We start from the raw sequence: 15,778 nt of genomic DNA on the forward strand, positions 1-15,778 counted from the left end.
CCACCAACCGAAACCCCCACAGGAGCTGTCACCCCCGAGACAAAACCTCCTCCCGACACAGCCCCACCGGCCGACCCCTCCACAGGAAATCTCCCCGCCCGGACAAAGCGATCTCCCGACACAGCACCATCGGCCGGCGCCTCCGCAGAAGACACCACCGCCAGAGCGAAACGCCCTTCCGGCACAGCACCATCGGCCGATACCCCCGCAGTGGATACCACCGCCGGGACGGAACGTCCTCCCGGTGCGGCATTCACGACCGCCACCTCGGGCCGGGACCCGTCCTCCAGGCTGGACCACGTCCCGGCCGGGGCGGAACGTCCTCCCGGCACGGCACCATCGGCCGACACCCCCGCAGTAGATACCACCGCCGGAACGACATGATCTCCCGGCACGGCGCCACCGGCCGACACCCCCGCAGTAGATACCACCGCCGGAACGACGTGATCTCCCGGCACGGCGCCACCGGCCGACGCCTCCGCAGTAGACGTCACCGCCGGAGCGAAACGCCCTTCCTGCACGGCACCATTGGCCGGTACCCCCGCAGTGGATATCACCGCCGCGGCGGAACGTCCTTCCGGCGCGGCAGCCACGACCGTCGCCCCGGGCCGGGATACGTCCTCCAGGGTGGAACACGTCCCCGCCGGCATGGCGTGGGCGGAGGAGTCGCCGGCCGGTGTTCCCGGTTGCGGCGCCGCCGGGACGGGGTGTGACCTCGGCGGAGGGTAGGTGGAGGGGCCGTTGGCCGGCGTCTCGGAAGGGGGTGACGGCGGCCTGTCCGCCGGAGCCGGTGGCGGGGTCGCGTGATCGCCGGGCGGGGCTGGGGTCTCCGTGTCCTCCCGGGGGAGGCGGGGAACCGATATCCCGAATTGGGCGATAGCGCTATCGTTGTCTCTCATGAACGACGATAGCAGTATCGCCCGGGTCGCCGCGATCCTCCGGGAGGAGGCCGTGCGGCTCGGGGCGGGCGGGAGGCTGCCGTCGACCAGGGAGCTGACGCGGCGGCACGGGGTCAGTCCCGTGACCGTGTCGCGGGCGCTCGCGGCGCTGACCGCCGAGGGGCGGATCGTCACCAGGCCGGGGAGCGGGGCGTTCGTCACCGCGGTCCCGGCGGCGCCGGCGGTGGACGCCGCCGACTTCTCCTGGCAGACGGTCGCGCTGGAGGACCGTTCCGTGGACGACTCCGAGGTGGCGGCGCTGCTCAGCCCGCCGCCGGAGGGCGTGATCGCGCTGACCGGAGGCTACCTCCACCCGGTCCTGCGGCCGGAGAAGGCGCTCGGGAGCGCGGCCGCGAGAGCGGTGCGGCGGCCGGACGCCTGGGCGCTCCCGCCGCTCGGCGGCCTGGCCGAGCTGCGGCGTTGGTTCGCCGCCGAGGCGGGCGGCGACGTCACGCAGGCGGACGTGCTGGTCGTGAGCGGCGGGCAGTCGGCGCTGTCGCACGCCTTCCGGGCCCTGGCGGGGCCGGGCAAGCCGATGCTGGTGGAGACGCCGACATACCCTGGGGCGCTCGCGGCGGCACGCGCGGCGGGGCTGCGGGCCGTGGCGGTGCCGGTGGACGAGCAAGGGGTGCGGCCCGACCTGCTGGCGGAGGCGTTCGCGGTCACCGGGGCACGGGTGTTCTACTGCCAGCCGACCCTGCACAACCCCACGGGCGCGACGCTGCCCCCCGCGCGCCGCGAACAGGTGCTCGCCGTGGCCCGCGCGGCGGGCGCGTTCGTCATCGAGGACGACTACGCCCGCTACCTCACCGCGGGCGCCACGCCGCCGTCCCTGATCTCCCGGGACGCGCACGGCACCGTCGTGCACGTCAACTCACTGAGCAAGGTCACCGCGCCGAGCATGCGGGTGGCCGGGGTGACCGCCCGGGGCCCGGCCGCGCGGCGGCTGCGGGCCGCGCAGCTCGTGGAGTCGTTCTTCGTCCCCCGCCCCCTCCAGGAGACCGCGCTGGAGTTCCTCACCTCCCCCGCCTGGCGGCGCCACCGGGCGTCCGTCACGGCGGAGCTGACCCCGCGCCGCGACGCGCTGGCCGCCGCCCTGGCGCACCACCTGCCGGAGGGCCAGGTGCGTCTCCTCCCCGCCGGCGGGCTGCACCTGTGGGTACGCCTGCCCGGCGACACCGACGAGACGGCCCTGGTGGAGAGCGCCCAGCGAGCGGGCGTCCTGGTCAGCCCCGGCGCCATGTACCACCCCGCCGAGCCCCCCGCCCCGCACCTAAGGCTCACCCACACCGCCACCGCCCACACCGGCGAACTAACCGAAGGCGTCCGCCGCCTCGCCACCGCCTACCACCGCACCACCTCCCCACCAGCCACCGCCCACTGACCCACCGCCCCCAGGCACCACCCTCCGTTGCCCACAGCCACATAGACCGCCCACCATTGCCCACACGCAGACCGGCCGCCCACCGTTGTCCCACGCCAAGCGCCAACCCCGGCGACCACGCCACACGGAGAACCGCCCCCGTCACCCCACAGCACACGGGCCCACCGTTATCCCCACGCCGCACGGGCCCTCCACCGTCGTCCCCACGCCGCACACCGCGCGCCACCCCGGTGGCCACCCCGCACACGGGAACCGTCCCCGTTGCCCAGGCCGCACGGGCCGCCCACCGTCGTCCCCACGCCGCACGCCGGGCCACCCGTCCTACACCGGGCGCCGACACCAGCGACCACGCCCTGCACGGGGCGCCGATGCCAGTGACCACGCCCTGCACCGGGGGCCGTCTCGGTGAATACGCGGTGCTCCGGCGTCGGCCGCCGGTGTTCGCGTTGTCCACAGGGGCGGTGGGCGGGTCCGTGGCCTGTCCTACAGTGAGGGCATGGACGAGCCGGCCGTACTGCTCCGTGACTTCGTGAACACCTACGTCGTCGGGGTCGGCGCAGACGACCTGGCCTCCCCCGCCGAGCTCGCCGTGTGGCTGCGCGAGCGCGGCCTCATCTCCGGCGGCGACCGTGCCGGGGACGACGACTGGGCCCTCGCCGTGAGCCTCCGCGAGGGGCTGCGCGCCGTCCTGGGACCCTCGGCCGGCGACGGGGCCGCCGAGGGCGGGGATGGGGACCACGCGGCCGGGCTGGAGGGGGCGCTGGCGGCGTTGCCGTTGCGGGTCACGGTGGTGGGCGGGGTGCCGGGGGCCGAGCCGGTCGGGGAAGGGGTCCGGCGGGGGCTCGGGCTGATCGCGGTGGCCGTGCTTGGGGCGCGTGCGGACGGGATGTGGGACCGGCTGAAGGTCTGCGCCGAGCACACCTGCCAGTGGGCGTTCATCGACCTGTCCAAGAACCGGTCGCGGTCGTGGTGCTCGATGCGCGTATGCGGCAACCGCACCAAAACCCGCGCCTACCGCGCGAGGCGGCGCCCGGCCCCCGTGCCCCACCCATGACGCTTTCCCAGACCAGACGACCGACCCTCATGCCCACTCGTGACGCCTTCGCGGACCAGGCAGCCACAGCTCGCGCCCTCCCGTGACCCCTTCGCGGACCAGGCGGCCAGAGCACGCGCCTTCCCCGTGACGCTTTCCGGACCAGGCTGCCGGAGCGCGCGCCCTACCCCGTGACGCCTTCCCGGGCCAGGCGGCCAGAGCACACGCCTCCCTCGTGACCCTTTCCCGGGCCAGGCGGCCAGAGCACACGCCTCCCTCGTGACCCTTTCCCGGGCCAGGCAGCCGGAGCACACGCCTCCCTCGTGACCCTTTCCCGGGCCAGGCAGCCGGAGCACACGCCTCCCTCGTTGACCCTTTGGCGGATAAGGCAGCCGGAGCACGCGCCCTACCCCGTGACGCTTTCCCGTAGGCAGCCAGAGCACGCGCCTCCCTCGTGACCCCTTCGCGGACCAGGCGGCCAGAGCACGCGCCCTACCCTGTGAGCCTTTCCCCGACCAGGCGGCGGTCTCCGTCGGAGGATCCCGATACGGTGGGGAGGGCAGACCGAAAAGAAAAGGGGTCGTCGAGATGGCAGACGTGGGGGTGCGTGTCGCGCGACGCGAGGACGTCCCGGCAGTGACCGCCACCCAGATTCGAGCCTGGAAGTCCCGCTTCGCCAGGTTCCTCCCTGAAGGCCCCCTGGAGCAGATGACCGGCCCCTCGGCCGAAGCCTTGTGGCGGCGCCAGTGGGAGGAGGCCGTCGTGACGCCCCCGACGCCCCGCCACCGGCTCCTGGTCGCCGTAGAGACCCTGGACCCCCTGAGTTCCCTGGATGTGGGCTCGGGCGCCTTTCCTAGCGACGACCTGGACCTCCCGCCCCTGCCGGAGCCAGCGCAGGGCGCGCAGGCCCAGTACGTCGTGGGCCTGGCCTCGCACGCCCCGGCCGAGGACCCCGACCTGGACGCCGGCACCACCGCCGAGCTGCTCACCCTGCTCGTCGACCCCGGCCACACCCGGCGCGGCCACGGCAGCCGCCTGCTCAACGCCACCGTGGACCACCTGCGCGAGGACGGCTTCGACACCGTGGTCACCTGGGTCTTCGCCGAGGACGGCGCCATGCCGGGCTTCCTCGCCTCCGCGGGCTGGGCCCCCGACGAGGCCGAGCGCGTCCTCGACATGGGCCGCCCCATCCGCATGATCCGGCTCACCACCGACATCAGCTGAGCCCACCCGCAGGTGCGGGCCCCGGCGCCCCGTCCGTTAGCCTGCTGGGCGGTTTGGGGTGAGATGAGGCTTGGAGGATGAACGTGGCTACAGCCGGTCAGTGGGTCGCCGGGGCGCGGCCGAGGACCCTGCCCGCGGCGGTGGTGCCGGTGGCGGTGGGGACCGGCGTGGCCGTCTCGTACGGGGACGGCGTCTGGTGGCGGGCGATCATCGCGCTGGCCGTGGCGCTGCTGCTCCAGGTCGGGGTGAACTACGCCAACGACTACAGCGACGGAGTACGCGGCACCGATGAGGCGCGGGTCGGCCCGCTGCGCCTGGTGGGGTCGCGGGTGGCCTCGCCCCGGGCGGTGCTGACGGCGGCCCTCGGGTGTTTCCTGGCGGCGGCGGTCGCGGGGCTGGTGCTGGTCGTGGTGACCAAGGCGTGGTGGCTGCTGGCCGTGGGGGCGCTGTCGATCGCGGCGGCGTGGTTCTACACCGGCGGCTCACGGCCGTATGGCTACCGGGCGCTGGGCGAGATCTCGGTGTTCGTCTTCTTCGGCCTGGTGGCCGTGGCGGGCACGGCGTACGTGCAGATGGAGCGCCTGCCGTGGCTCCCGGTGGTGGCGGCGATCCCGGTCGGGCTGCTGGCCTGCGCCCTGCTGGTGGTGAACAACCTGCGCGACATCACCACCGACGGCCCGGCGGGCAAGCGCACACTGGCCGTCGTCCTCGGCGACACCCGCACCCGCGCGCTGTACACCGCCTGCCTGCTGCTGCCCTTCCTGGTGGCCCTGGCGCTCGTCCCGGCCCGCCCGTTCGCGGCCCTGGCCCTGCTGGCGCTCCCCCTGGCCTTCGCCCCCGTGAAGGCGGTGCGCGGCGGCGCCACGGGCTTCCCCCTGGTCACGACGCTGCGCCAGACCGGCCGCATCCAGCTGGTCTTCGGCCTGCTGCTGGCGGTCGGCCTGGCACTGTGACCCGAGGCGTCAGAGATCGAGCAGGTGGTCCAGGCCGACGGTGAGGCCGGGAAGGTCGCGCACGCGGCGGACGGCCAGCAGGACACCGGGGGTGAACGACGAGCGGTTCATGGTGTCGTGACGGATGGTGAGGGTCTCGCCGTCCATGCCCAGCAGGACCTCCTGGTGGGCGATCAGGCCACTGAGGCGCACGCCGTGGACGCGCACACCCTCGACGTCGGCGCCGCGGGCGCCGGGGAGCTCGGTGGTGGTGGCGTCGGGCATGGGGCCGAGGCCGGCCTTGCGGCGGGACTCGGCGACCAGCTCGGCGGTGCGGCGGGCCGTGCCGGAGGGGGCGTCGGCCTTGTTGGGGTGGTGCAGCTCGATGATCTCGACGGAGTCGAAGTAGCGGGCCGCCTGCTGGGCGAAGTGCATCATCAGGACGGCGGCGATGCCGAAGTTCGGGGCGATCAGGGCGTTCACCCCGGGGTTGTCCGCCAGCCAGCCGCGCACGGTCGTCAGGCGCGCCGCGTCGAAGCCGGTGGTGCCGACCACAGGGTGCACGCCGTGCTCGATGCACCACTTGAGGTTGTCCATGACGACGCCGGGGTGGGTGAAGTCGACCACCACCTCGGCCGCGGACAGCGTCTCGATGTCGTCGCCGGCGTCGACCGCCGCCGCCAGCTCCATGTCCTCGGCGGCGTGGACGGCCTTGCACACCTCGACACCCACGCGCCCCTTGGCGCCCAGTACTCCGACCCTGATCACGCCCCAAGCGTAGCGCCCGGCGGGGTGGTCGAGGACCAGGCCCGGCCGGGCGCCAGCGGGTGCCGGAGATGGGTCAGGCGATGTGCGAGGAGAAGTCCTTGTCGGCGTACGGGCCGATCACGGCGAGGCTCATCGGCTGGACGAGGATCTCCCGGGCCACGGCGTCGATCTCCTCGGGGGTGACCGCGTCGATGCGCGCCAGGACCTCGTCCACCGACATGAGCGTGTCGTACACCAGCTCGCTCTTGCCGATGCGTGACATGCGCGAACCGGTGTCCTCCAGGCCGAGCACCAGGCCGCCGCGCATCTGGCCCTTGCCGCGCGCGATCTCCTCGTCGGTGAGACGGTCGGCGACGACGCGGCTCAGCTCCTCGCGGCAGATCTTGAGCACGTCGTCGATCTTGCCGGGCAGGCAGCCGACGTACACGCCGAACTGCCCGGTGTCGGCGTACTGCGCGGTGTAGCTGTACGCCGAGTACGCCAGGCCCCGCTTCTCGCGGATCTCCTGGAACAGCCGGGACGACATGCCCCCGCCGAGCGCGGCGTTCAGCACCCCGAGGGCGAAGCGCCGGTCGTCGGTGCGGGACAGGCCGGTGGTGCCGAGCACGAGGTTGGCCTGCTCGGTCGGCCGGTCCACCACGCGCACGCCGGAACGCGGCGCCGCGCCGGGACCGGTCAGCCGCGGCGGCTGCGGCACGGCCGGGCCGCCGAGGGCGCCCGCCCGCTCGTAGGCCGTCGCCACCAGCTCGACGACCCGCTCGTGGGAGATGTTCCCGCACACCGACACCACGGTGTACGGCGGCAGGTAGTAGCTCTGGTAGTACTCGGCGATGCGGTCACGGGACAGCGCCTGGATCGACTCGACCGAGCCGAGGATGGGCCGCCCGAGCGCCGCGTCGCCGTACAGCTCGGCGGAGAACTGCTCGTGCACGACGTCGGAAGGGTCGTCGTCGTGCATGGCGATCTCTTCGAGGATCACGCCGCGCTCGGACTCGACGTCCTCGGCGGTGACCAGCGAGGAGGTCACCACGTCGGACAGCACGTCGATGGCCAGCGGGAGGTCCTCGTCGAGCACCCGCGCGTAGTAGCAGGTGTACTCCTTGGCGGTGAAGGCGTTGATCTCGCCGCCGATGCCCTCGATGGCCGCGGAGATCTCCAGCGCGTCCCGCGTGGGAGTGCCCTTGAACAGCAGGTGTTCCAGGAAGTGGGTGGCCCCCATGTGCTCGGAGGCCTCGTCCCGCGAGCCGATGCCGACCCACATGCCGACCGCGACGGAACGCACGGTCGGCATGGTCTCGGTCACCACGCGAAGGCCGCCGGGCAGGACGGTGCGGCGTACGACGCCCGCACCGTCCTTACCGGGGTGCAATGTCGTGGTCGTCACGAGTTGCGGTCGTCCCGTCCGCCACGGGTGCGGGTGCGGCGCGGGCGGTCGCCGCGGTCGCCCCGGTCCCCGCCGCGGTCGCCACGCTCGGCGCGCTCCTCGCGGGGCTCGTCGTCGCCGCGTCCGTCGTCGTCGGGACCGGACTCGGCCTTGGCCGCGCCCTCCTTCTCGATGACCTCGACCGGCACCAGGGACAGCTTGCCCCGGGCGTCGATCTCGGCGATCTCGACCTGGACCTTGTCGCCGACGTTCATGACGTCCTCGACGTTCTCGATGCGCTTGCCGCCGTGCAGCTTGCGGATCTGCGAGACGTGCAGCAGGCCGTCCTTGCCGGGGAGCAGGCTGACGAACGCGCCGAAGGCCGCGATCTTGACGACCGTGCCGAGGTAGCGCTCGCCGATCTCCGGCATGTGCGGGTTGGCGATCGAGTTGATCGTGCTGCGCGCCGCCTCGGCGGACGGGCCGTCGGTCGCGCCGATGTAGATCGTGCCGTCGTCCTCGATGGTGATCTCGGCGCCGGTGTCGTCCTGGATCTGGTTGATCATCTTGCCCTTCGGGCCGATGACCTCGCCGATCTTGTCTACCGGCACCTTGATCGTGATGATCCGCGGCGCGGTGGGGTTCATCTCCGCCGGGGAGTCGATCGCCTCGCGCATCACGTCCAGGATGGCGAGGCGGGCGGCCTTGGCCTGCTTCAGCGCCGCGGCGAGCACCGTCGCGGGGATGCCGTCGAGCTTGGTGTCGAGCTGGAGGGCCGTGATGACGTCACGGGTGCCGGCGACCTTGAAGTCCATGTCGCCCATGGCGTCCTCGGCACCGAGGATGTCGGTCAGCGTGACGAACTGGTCGCCCTCGCCGATCAGGCCCATCGCGATGCCCGCGACCATCTCCTTGAGCGGCACGCCGGCGTCCAGCAGCGCCATGGTGGAGGCGCAGACCGAACCCATGCTGGTCGAGCCGTTGGACCCGAGCGCCTCCGACACCTGGCGGATGGCGTACGGGAACTCCTCGCGGCTCGGCAGCACCGGGGTCAGCGCCCGCTCGGCGAGCGCGCCGTGGCCGATCTCGCGGCGCTTGGGCGAGCCCACGCGGCCGGTCTCACCGGTGGAGTAGGGCGGGAAGTTGTAGTTGTGCATGTAGCGCTTGGTGCGCTCGGGGTTCAGCGTGTCGATCATCTGCTCCATGCGGAGCATGTTGAGCGTGGTGATGCCCAGGATCTGGGTCTCGCCGCGCTCGAACAGGGCCGACCCGTGCACCCGCGGCACCACGTGGACCTCGGCGCTGAGCTGCCGGATGTCCTTGGTGCCACGGCCGTCGATGCGGACGCCCTCGCTGATCACGCGCTCGCGCATGAGCCGCTTGGTGAGCGAGCGGAACGCGGCGGAGATCTCCTTCTCGCGGCCCTCGAAGTCCGGGCCGACCTTCTCCAGGGCCAGGGCCTTGAGGCGGTCCAGCTCGGTCTCGCGCTCCTTCTTGCCCGCGATGGTGAGGGCGGAGGCGAGCTCGCTCTTGACGGCGCCGGCGACGGCGTCGTAGGCGTCCTCCTGGTAGTCCAGGAAGATCGGGAACTGCGCGGTCTCCTTGGAGGCGACCTTAGCGATCTTGTTCTGCGCCTCGACCAGGACCTTGATGAACGGCTTGGCGGCCTCAAGACCCTCGGCCACGGTCTCCTCGGTGGGCGCGACCGCGCCGTCGGCGACCAGCTTCAGCGTGTCACGGGTGGACTCCGCCTCGACCATCATGATCGCGACGTCGCCGTCGTCCAGCACCCGGCCGGCGACGACCATGTCGAAGGTCGCGCCCTCCAGCTCGCTGTGCGTCGGGAACGCCACCCACTGGCCGCTGATCAACGCGACGCGCACGCCGCCGATCGGGCCGGAGAACGGCAGCCCGGCCAGCTGCGTCGACAGGCTGGCGGCGTTGATCGCCACCACGTCGTACAGGTGGTCGGAGTGCAGCGCCATGATGGTGGCCACGACCTGGACCTCGTTGCGCAGGCCCTTCACGAAGGACGGGCGCAGCGGGCGGTCGATCAGGCGGCAGGTGAGGATGGCGTCCTCGGAGGGCCTGCCCTCACGGCGGAAGAACGAGCCGGGGATGCGGCCCGCGGCGTACATCCGCTCCTCGACGTCCACGGTGAGCGGGAAGAAGTCCAGGCTTTCCTTGGGATGCTTGGACGCGGTGGTGGCGGACAGGACCATGGTCTCGTCGTCAAGGAAGACGACGGCGCTGCCTGCCGCCTGGCGCGCGAGCCGCCCGGTCTCGAACCGGATGGTACGCGTGCCGAAGGAACCGTTGTCGATCACGGCCTCTGTACTGTGGACACCCTCCACGGGGGACCTCCTCTTTGGGTCGGTCGCCCGCGTCCGTGCGCTTGTTCGCACTCGCTGGGGCACTCGGCGGGCCGGGCGGCGTGACTCGCCGCGCTCGGCCGGTCGGTGCCCGGCTCCATGGCCGGTTCCCCGTCATGTGCAGCGCCGGTCTTCGATCGAAGCACCCGGGCTGTACGGCGCACGCCGTCGACATCCGGAAGCCACTACCGAGGACCGGCCCGCAGGCGTCACGGGGACGCTAGTTGTGCTGTGCGGACGCGGGGCACTTGCTCGGCTGTTCAGTTGTCTGTCTTGGTAGGCCAGTCTGCTCACCGGCGGGCCCGGACGCGTCGCGACGCGCCGACCCCCGCCCGCCCGTATCGGGGAGGCCTCTGCCCTGATATGGGAGGGAGTGGCGAGTGGCCACTCCCTCTCACATTATCGGCCGTGTGTTATCGGCGCAGGCCGAGGCGCTCGATGAGGCTGCGGTAGCGCTCGATGTCCTTGCTCATGAGGTACTTGAGCAGACGGCGACGGCGGCCGACCAGCAGCAGCAGCCCGCGGCGGCTGTGGTGGTCGTGCTTGTGGGTCTTGAGGTGCTCGGTGAGCTCGCTGATGCGCTTGCTCAGCAGGGCTACCTGCACCTCGGGGGACCCGGTGTCCCCATCGCCGGTGCCGTACTCGGAGATGATCTGCTTCTTGGCGGCGGTGTCGAGCGACACGGCTCTCCTTCTACTGTCTACGGACACACGTGGACGGATTTCTCGGTGCGTACGAACGACCGTGTGTGCCTACAGTCGCCGTGACCGGCCGGTGGGCAGCGCGCAGCGCGCCGAAACCGGGCCGACACGTCAGGCTACCACCGCCGGGGAGGGCTTCGCGCTCGCCGTGATCAGGCGGAGCCGCCGGTGAGGCGGCGCGCCTCGGCCACGTCGCGGTGCATCTGCTCGATCAGCGCGTCGATGGAGTCGAACTTCACCGTGTCGCGCAGGCGCACGCTGAAGTCGACCACGACATGGACGCCGTACAGGTCGAGATCGTCGCGGTCCAGGGCGTAGGCCTCGACGGTGCGCTCGACGCCGGCGAAGGTCGGGTTGGTGCCGATGGAGATCGCCGCCGGCCACCGCTCCCCCTCGTAGGGCGAGGGGGACTGCGTGCACTCCAGCCACCCGGCGTAGACGCCGTCGGCGGGGATGGCGCTGAACGTGGGCGACTCGACGTTGGCCGTGGGGTACCCGAGGAGGGCCCGGCCGCGCTGGTGACCGCGCACCACCACGCCTTCCACCCGGTGTGGCCGGCCGAGCGCCTCGGCCGCCCCGGCGACGTCACCGGAGCCGAGCAGCTCACGGACCAGGCTGGAGGAGATCGCCTCGCCGTTGCTGACCAGGGGCACGCCCTCGGCCACGAAGTCGTACTTCTCGCCGAGCTCGCGCAGCGTCTCGACGTTGCCCGCGGCCTTGTGGCCGAAGCGGAAGTTCTCCCCCACCACGACGCCCGCGGCGTGCAGCCGGTCCACCAGGACCGCCTGGACGAACTCGTCCGGGGTCATGTGGGAGAACTCCAGCGTGAACGGCAGCACGCAGACCGCGTCCACGCCGAGCGCGCCGAGAAGCTCGGTGCGGTGCCTGGCCGTGGTCAGCCTCGGCGGATGCGTGCCCGGCCGGACCACCTCGTCCGGATGCGGGTCGAAGGTGATCACCACCGAGGGCACTCCGAGACGGTGCGCCATGGAAACGGCGCGCTCCACCATGCGCTGGTGACCGCGGTGCACACCGTCGAACACCCCGATCGTGACGACGGACCTGCCCCAGTCCCCGGGCACGTCGTCGAGTCCGTGCCAACCCTGCACCTCGACCTCGTTCCTGTGCTGACGGTCGCGCTCGCTCCCCCAAGCCTGCCACGAGGCCCGGGTCCGTTGCTCCCCCGGGCACGAGGGTAGCCGAGCCCCATAGGGGCACGGGCGACCCCCCCGCCACCGACCCCTCCCCGAAACGAACATCCACCCCCACCAAAAGACACCCCCAAGCGACCACCCCACCTCCCACCCGCCCCGTCGACTGACTTCCTCGGCGCCGGCACGGCGGGTCGTGATACGGCGAATCCGGCGCCGCCGTACGGCGGACAACCCGTGGCGTGCGCGGCGCCGGTGAAATGGTCCTCTCGGAGCCGCGCTCCGCGCGAAAAGGGGCAAGAGCTGTGCCTGTGCGGGGGACACCCGCGCCCCCGGGTCCTGCCGGGCTCATTGTGCTCCACCGCGACGCGTCCCGTCGGCCAGTCTCCCGCCGTACGACGGCGCCGTATTCGCCGCCCAACCTCCCGCCGTCCCGCCGCCGGGTAAGTCAATCCCGACGAGGCGACGGGACTCCGGCGGCGGCGCCTCACGGCGGACAACCCGGCACGTGTACGGGGCCGGTGAAATGGTCCTCACGCAGGCCGCGCTCCGCGCGGAAAGGCGCGAGGGCTCTGCTTGTGCGCGGGACACCCCAGCCCCCGGGGCCTGCCGGGCTCATGGTGCTCCACCTCGACGTGTTCCGTCGGGCCGGTGTCCCGCCGTAGGACGGCGCCGTGTTCGCCGTCCAACCTTCCGCCGACCCGCCGCCGGGTAAGTCAATCCCGACGAGGCGACGGGACTCCGGCGGCGGCGCCTCACGGCGGACAACCCGGCACGTGTACGGGGCCGGTGAAATGGTCCTCACGCAGGCCGCGCTCCGCGCGGAAAGGCGCGAGGGCTCTGCTTGTGCGCGGGACACCCCAGCCCCCGGGGCCTGCCGGGCTCATGGTGCTCCACCTCGACGTGTTCCGTCGGGCCGGTGTCCCGCCGTAGGACGGCGCCGTGTTCGCCGTCCAACCTTCCGCCGACCCGCCGCCGGGTAAGTCAATCCCGACGAGGCGACGGGACTCCGGCCGCGCCACCTTACGGCGGACAACCTGGCGCGTGTGCGGGGCCGGTGAAATGGTCCTCGCGGGAGGGGCGCGCTTCGCGCGGGAGGCCGCGAGGGCTGTTCTCATGCGCGGGAACACCTCCCACGCCCCCGCCTGGGGCCTGCCGGGCTCACCGTGCTCCCGGCGACGCCTTCCGGACCCTGCCCTGCCGGTGCCCCGATTCGGCTCCGCGCCGGAGCTTCGGGTCTCGTCGCCGAGCTGGGGCGTGCGGCGGGCCCGCTACAGGGAGGCTTTGAGGCCGGAGCCGCAGAGGGGGGCCACGACGATCTCGCCGGGGGCGGTGCCGGGCATGGGGCGGCGGGCGGCGGCGTAGGCGACGGCGCCGGTGGGTTCCACCCACAGGCCGCGGGCGGCCAGGGTGGCGTGGGCGGCGGCGATCTCGTCCTCCGAGACGGTGATGACCATGCCGCCGGTCTCGCGGACGATCTCCAGCATGCGGGGGCCGCGGGCGGGGGCCGCGATGGCTATGCCCTCGGCGGCGGTGGGGCCCGGGCGGATCGGGGGGACCTCGGTCGCTCCGGACGCGTACGCCGCCGCGACCGGGGCGCAGCGCTCGGCCTGCACCGCCACGATGCGGGGGATCCTGTCCACCAGGCCGGCCTCGCGCAGGGCGGTGAAGCCTAGGTGGGCGCCGATGACAAGGGTGCCGTTGCCTGCGGGCAGGACCAGGGTGGCCGGGGCGGCGCCCAGCCGTTCGAAGATCTCCAGGGCGTAAGTTTTGACGCCGTCGTGGAAGAACGGGTTGTACACGTGGCTGGCGTAGAAGGCGCCGGTCTCCTTGACCCGGGCGGCGGCGGCTTCGGCGGTGTCCTCGCGGGAGCCCTCGACCACCACGACCTCGGCGCCGTGGCCCAGGATCTGCTCCAGCTTCTTCCCGCTGGTGCCCCCCGGCACGAAGATCTCGGCCCGCAGGCCCGCTCTGGCCGCGTACGCCGCCATCGCCGTTCCCGCGTTACCGCTGCTGTCGGCCACCACCCGCTCGGCGCCCAGCAGCCGGGCCAGCGTGATCAGCGTCACCGCTCCCCGGTCCTTGAACGAACCGGTCGGAGAGGCGTACTCCACCTTGAGCAGCAGCCCGTCCTCCCCCTCCGCCGACGCCCGGATCAGCGGCGTCCTGCCCTCCCCGAGCGTGAGCCCCAGGTCCGGCACGGCGAGCGCGTCGGCATACCGCCACAGCGTGTCCTCCCCCGCCCTCGGGTCGAATTTCATCGAAAAGGAAGCAAGGTCGAGCAACCCACCACAGTCACACCGCCAACGGTCCGCCGTAGGCGAATACGACCGCCCACAACCACAGACATATTCCGGAAGCCCGCCACCCATCGAAGCCCCTCCCGAAAACCACGAGAACGCGACCACCCTAGTGCCGCCCCCACAGTCCCCCACCTCACCACGTTCCGGCCCACGCCCGCCGATCTCGCCCACGCCCACCAGTCCGATCCCGCCCGCCGATCTCGCCCACACCCGCTGGTCCGGTCCACACCCGCTGGTCCGGTCCACACCCGCTGGTCCGGTCCACACCCACCGGTCCGATCCATGCCCACCAGCCCGGTCTACACCTACCAGCCCGGTCCACACCCCACTGGTCCAGTCCACACCCAGCGGCCCAATCCATGCCTGCCGACCCAATCCAGCCCGCCAGTCCGATCCATGCCCGTCAGCCCTGGTCCACGCTCACCGGCCCAGTCCACACCCACCGGCCCGATTCATCCCCACCGGCCGATCCACTCCCACCGGTCTCGTCCAAGCTCCCCGACTCGGCTGCACGTCCCGCCGTACGGTCCCGTCCTCGTCGTCCTCCGAGGAGTCTGTGCGCCGGCACCGGTACGGCGGGATGTGGTGCGGCGAATCCGGCGCCGTCTTACGGCGATCGACCGGGCAGGGGCGCGAAACGGGCAGGCCCCGTGGGTGCGGGGGTGCCCTCCGCACGTGAACAACCCTCGCGGCCATCCGCACGGGAGCGGGTCCCTTCGCCAGGACCATTTCACCGGTGACGCACACCAGGGGTTGCCCGCCGTAGGGGCGGGGCTGCGGCGCCGGGTCTGGGAGCGTGGATCGGGATGTCGGTCATGGCCCGGAACGCACCGTGACGGGGCACCGTGAACCCGGCAGACCCGGGGGCGCGAGGGCCCGGGAGGGGGAGGCCAGGGAGGCCAGGGAGGCCAGAGGGCCCAAGCACCAGGGGGTGTCCCCCGCATGAGGACAGCCCTCGCGCCTTTCCGCGCGGAGCGCGGCCTGCGCGAGGACCATTTCACTGGCCCCGCACACGCGCGGGTTGTCCGCCGTACGGCGGCGCCCCCGGAGCCCCGTCGCCTCGTCAGGTTCGTCTAACCCGGCGCCGGGTCGGCGGGAGGGTGGACGGCGAACACGGCGCCGTCATACGGCGGGACACCGACCCGGCGGGACGCGTCGCGGTGGAGCACCATGAGCCCGGCAGGACCCGGGGGCGCGGGGGTGCCCCCCGCACGAGCACAGCCCTTGCCCCCTTCGCGCGGAGCGCGGCCTCCCGCAAGGACCATTTCACCGGCGCCGCGCACACGCCGGGTTGTTCGTCGTACGGCGGCGCCGGATTCGCCGCACCACGACCCGCCGTACCGGCGCCGAAGAACAGCCGACGGGCGAGACCGGACGGCCCCATCGCCGGACGGTCCCCTCGCCGGACGGTCCCCTCGCCGGACGAGCCAGGTCCCGGTCACCAAGCCGGTCCAAGCAGGTCCAAGCCGGTCACCAAGCCGGTCACCAAACCGGTCACCCGGTCCGATCATCAAGCCGATCAGGGGGCCGATCAGTGGGCTGATCAGGGGGCTGATCAGGGGGCCGATCAGGGGGCCGATCAGGGGGCTGATCAGGGGGCTGATCAGGG

Annotated in this window: 10 protein-coding genes; 4 read left to right on the top strand and 6 right to left on the bottom strand. The window is 72.6% G+C overall.

Annotated features, from left to right (window positions below):
* Window positions 1–897 precede the first annotated feature (897 nt).
* The 4 genes from ACFP1K_RS39225 to ACFP1K_RS39240 all read left to right on the top strand — a co-directional run bounded on the left by ACFP1K_RS39225 (window position 898) and on the right by ACFP1K_RS39240 (window position 5,532).
* Window positions 898–2,322: an aminotransferase-like domain-containing protein gene (locus ACFP1K_RS39225; protein WP_380763320.1), complete on the top strand. Its 1,425-nt coding sequence runs from the start codon at window positions 898–900 to the stop codon at window positions 2,320–2,322.
* Window positions 2,323–2,818: 496 nt separating this feature from the next.
* A complete protein-coding gene (locus ACFP1K_RS39230; RefSeq protein WP_380763322.1) occupies window positions 2,819–3,376 on the top strand; it encodes a CGNR zinc finger domain-containing protein in 558 nt (185 codons plus the stop codon).
* A gap of 567 nt (window positions 3,377–3,943) precedes the next feature.
* Window positions 3,944–4,579 (top strand): GNAT family N-acetyltransferase, encoded by a 636-nt coding sequence (locus ACFP1K_RS39235; protein ID WP_380763324.1) that lies wholly within the window; start codon window positions 3,944–3,946, stop codon window positions 4,577–4,579.
* 83 nt (window positions 4,580–4,662) lie between these two features.
* Window positions 4,663–5,532, top strand: coding sequence for a 1,4-dihydroxy-2-naphthoate polyprenyltransferase (locus tag ACFP1K_RS39240; protein ID WP_380763338.1), 870 nt, complete (start codon window positions 4,663–4,665; stop codon window positions 5,530–5,532).
* A gap of 9 nt (window positions 5,533–5,541) precedes the next feature.
* On the opposite strand, the gene dapB is transcribed toward ACFP1K_RS39240, so the two are convergent.
* From dapB to ACFP1K_RS39270, 6 genes are all read right to left on the bottom strand, one after another.
* Window positions 5,542–6,279, bottom strand: a complete 738-nt coding sequence (gene dapB / locus ACFP1K_RS39245) for a 4-hydroxy-tetrahydrodipicolinate reductase (RefSeq protein WP_380763326.1) — start codon at window positions 6,277–6,279, stop codon at window positions 5,542–5,544.
* A 73-nt stretch (window positions 6,280–6,352) separates the two neighbouring features.
* Entirely contained in the window at window positions 6,353–7,663 is a 1,311-nt protein-coding gene (locus ACFP1K_RS39250; protein ID WP_380763328.1) for a M16 family metallopeptidase, read from the bottom strand.
* Entirely contained in the window at window positions 7,660–9,996 is a 2,337-nt protein-coding gene (locus ACFP1K_RS39255; RefSeq protein WP_380763330.1) for a polyribonucleotide nucleotidyltransferase, read from the bottom strand. Before ACFP1K_RS39255 ends, ACFP1K_RS39250 begins: the two co-directional genes overlap by 4 nt.
* 431 nt (window positions 9,997–10,427) lie before the next feature.
* A complete protein-coding gene (gene rpsO, locus ACFP1K_RS39260; protein ID WP_380763332.1) occupies window positions 10,428–10,697 on the bottom strand; it encodes a 30S ribosomal protein S15 in 270 nt (89 codons plus the stop codon).
* A 170-nt stretch (window positions 10,698–10,867) separates the two neighbouring features.
* Window positions 10,868–11,824 (bottom strand): bifunctional riboflavin kinase/FAD synthetase, encoded by a 957-nt coding sequence (locus tag ACFP1K_RS39265; protein ID WP_380763334.1) that lies wholly within the window; start codon window positions 11,822–11,824, stop codon window positions 10,868–10,870.
* A 1,313-nt stretch (window positions 11,825–13,137) separates the two neighbouring features.
* A complete protein-coding gene (locus ACFP1K_RS39270; RefSeq protein WP_380763336.1) occupies window positions 13,138–14,127 on the bottom strand; it encodes a pyridoxal-phosphate dependent enzyme in 990 nt (329 codons plus the stop codon).
* Between the last annotated feature and the right edge of the window lie 1,651 nt (window positions 14,128–15,778).

Source organism: Sphaerisporangium aureirubrum, from assembly GCF_042658925.1.
GTDB classification, from domain to species: Bacteria; Actinomycetota; Actinomycetes; order Streptosporangiales; family Streptosporangiaceae; genus Sphaerisporangium; species Sphaerisporangium aureirubrum.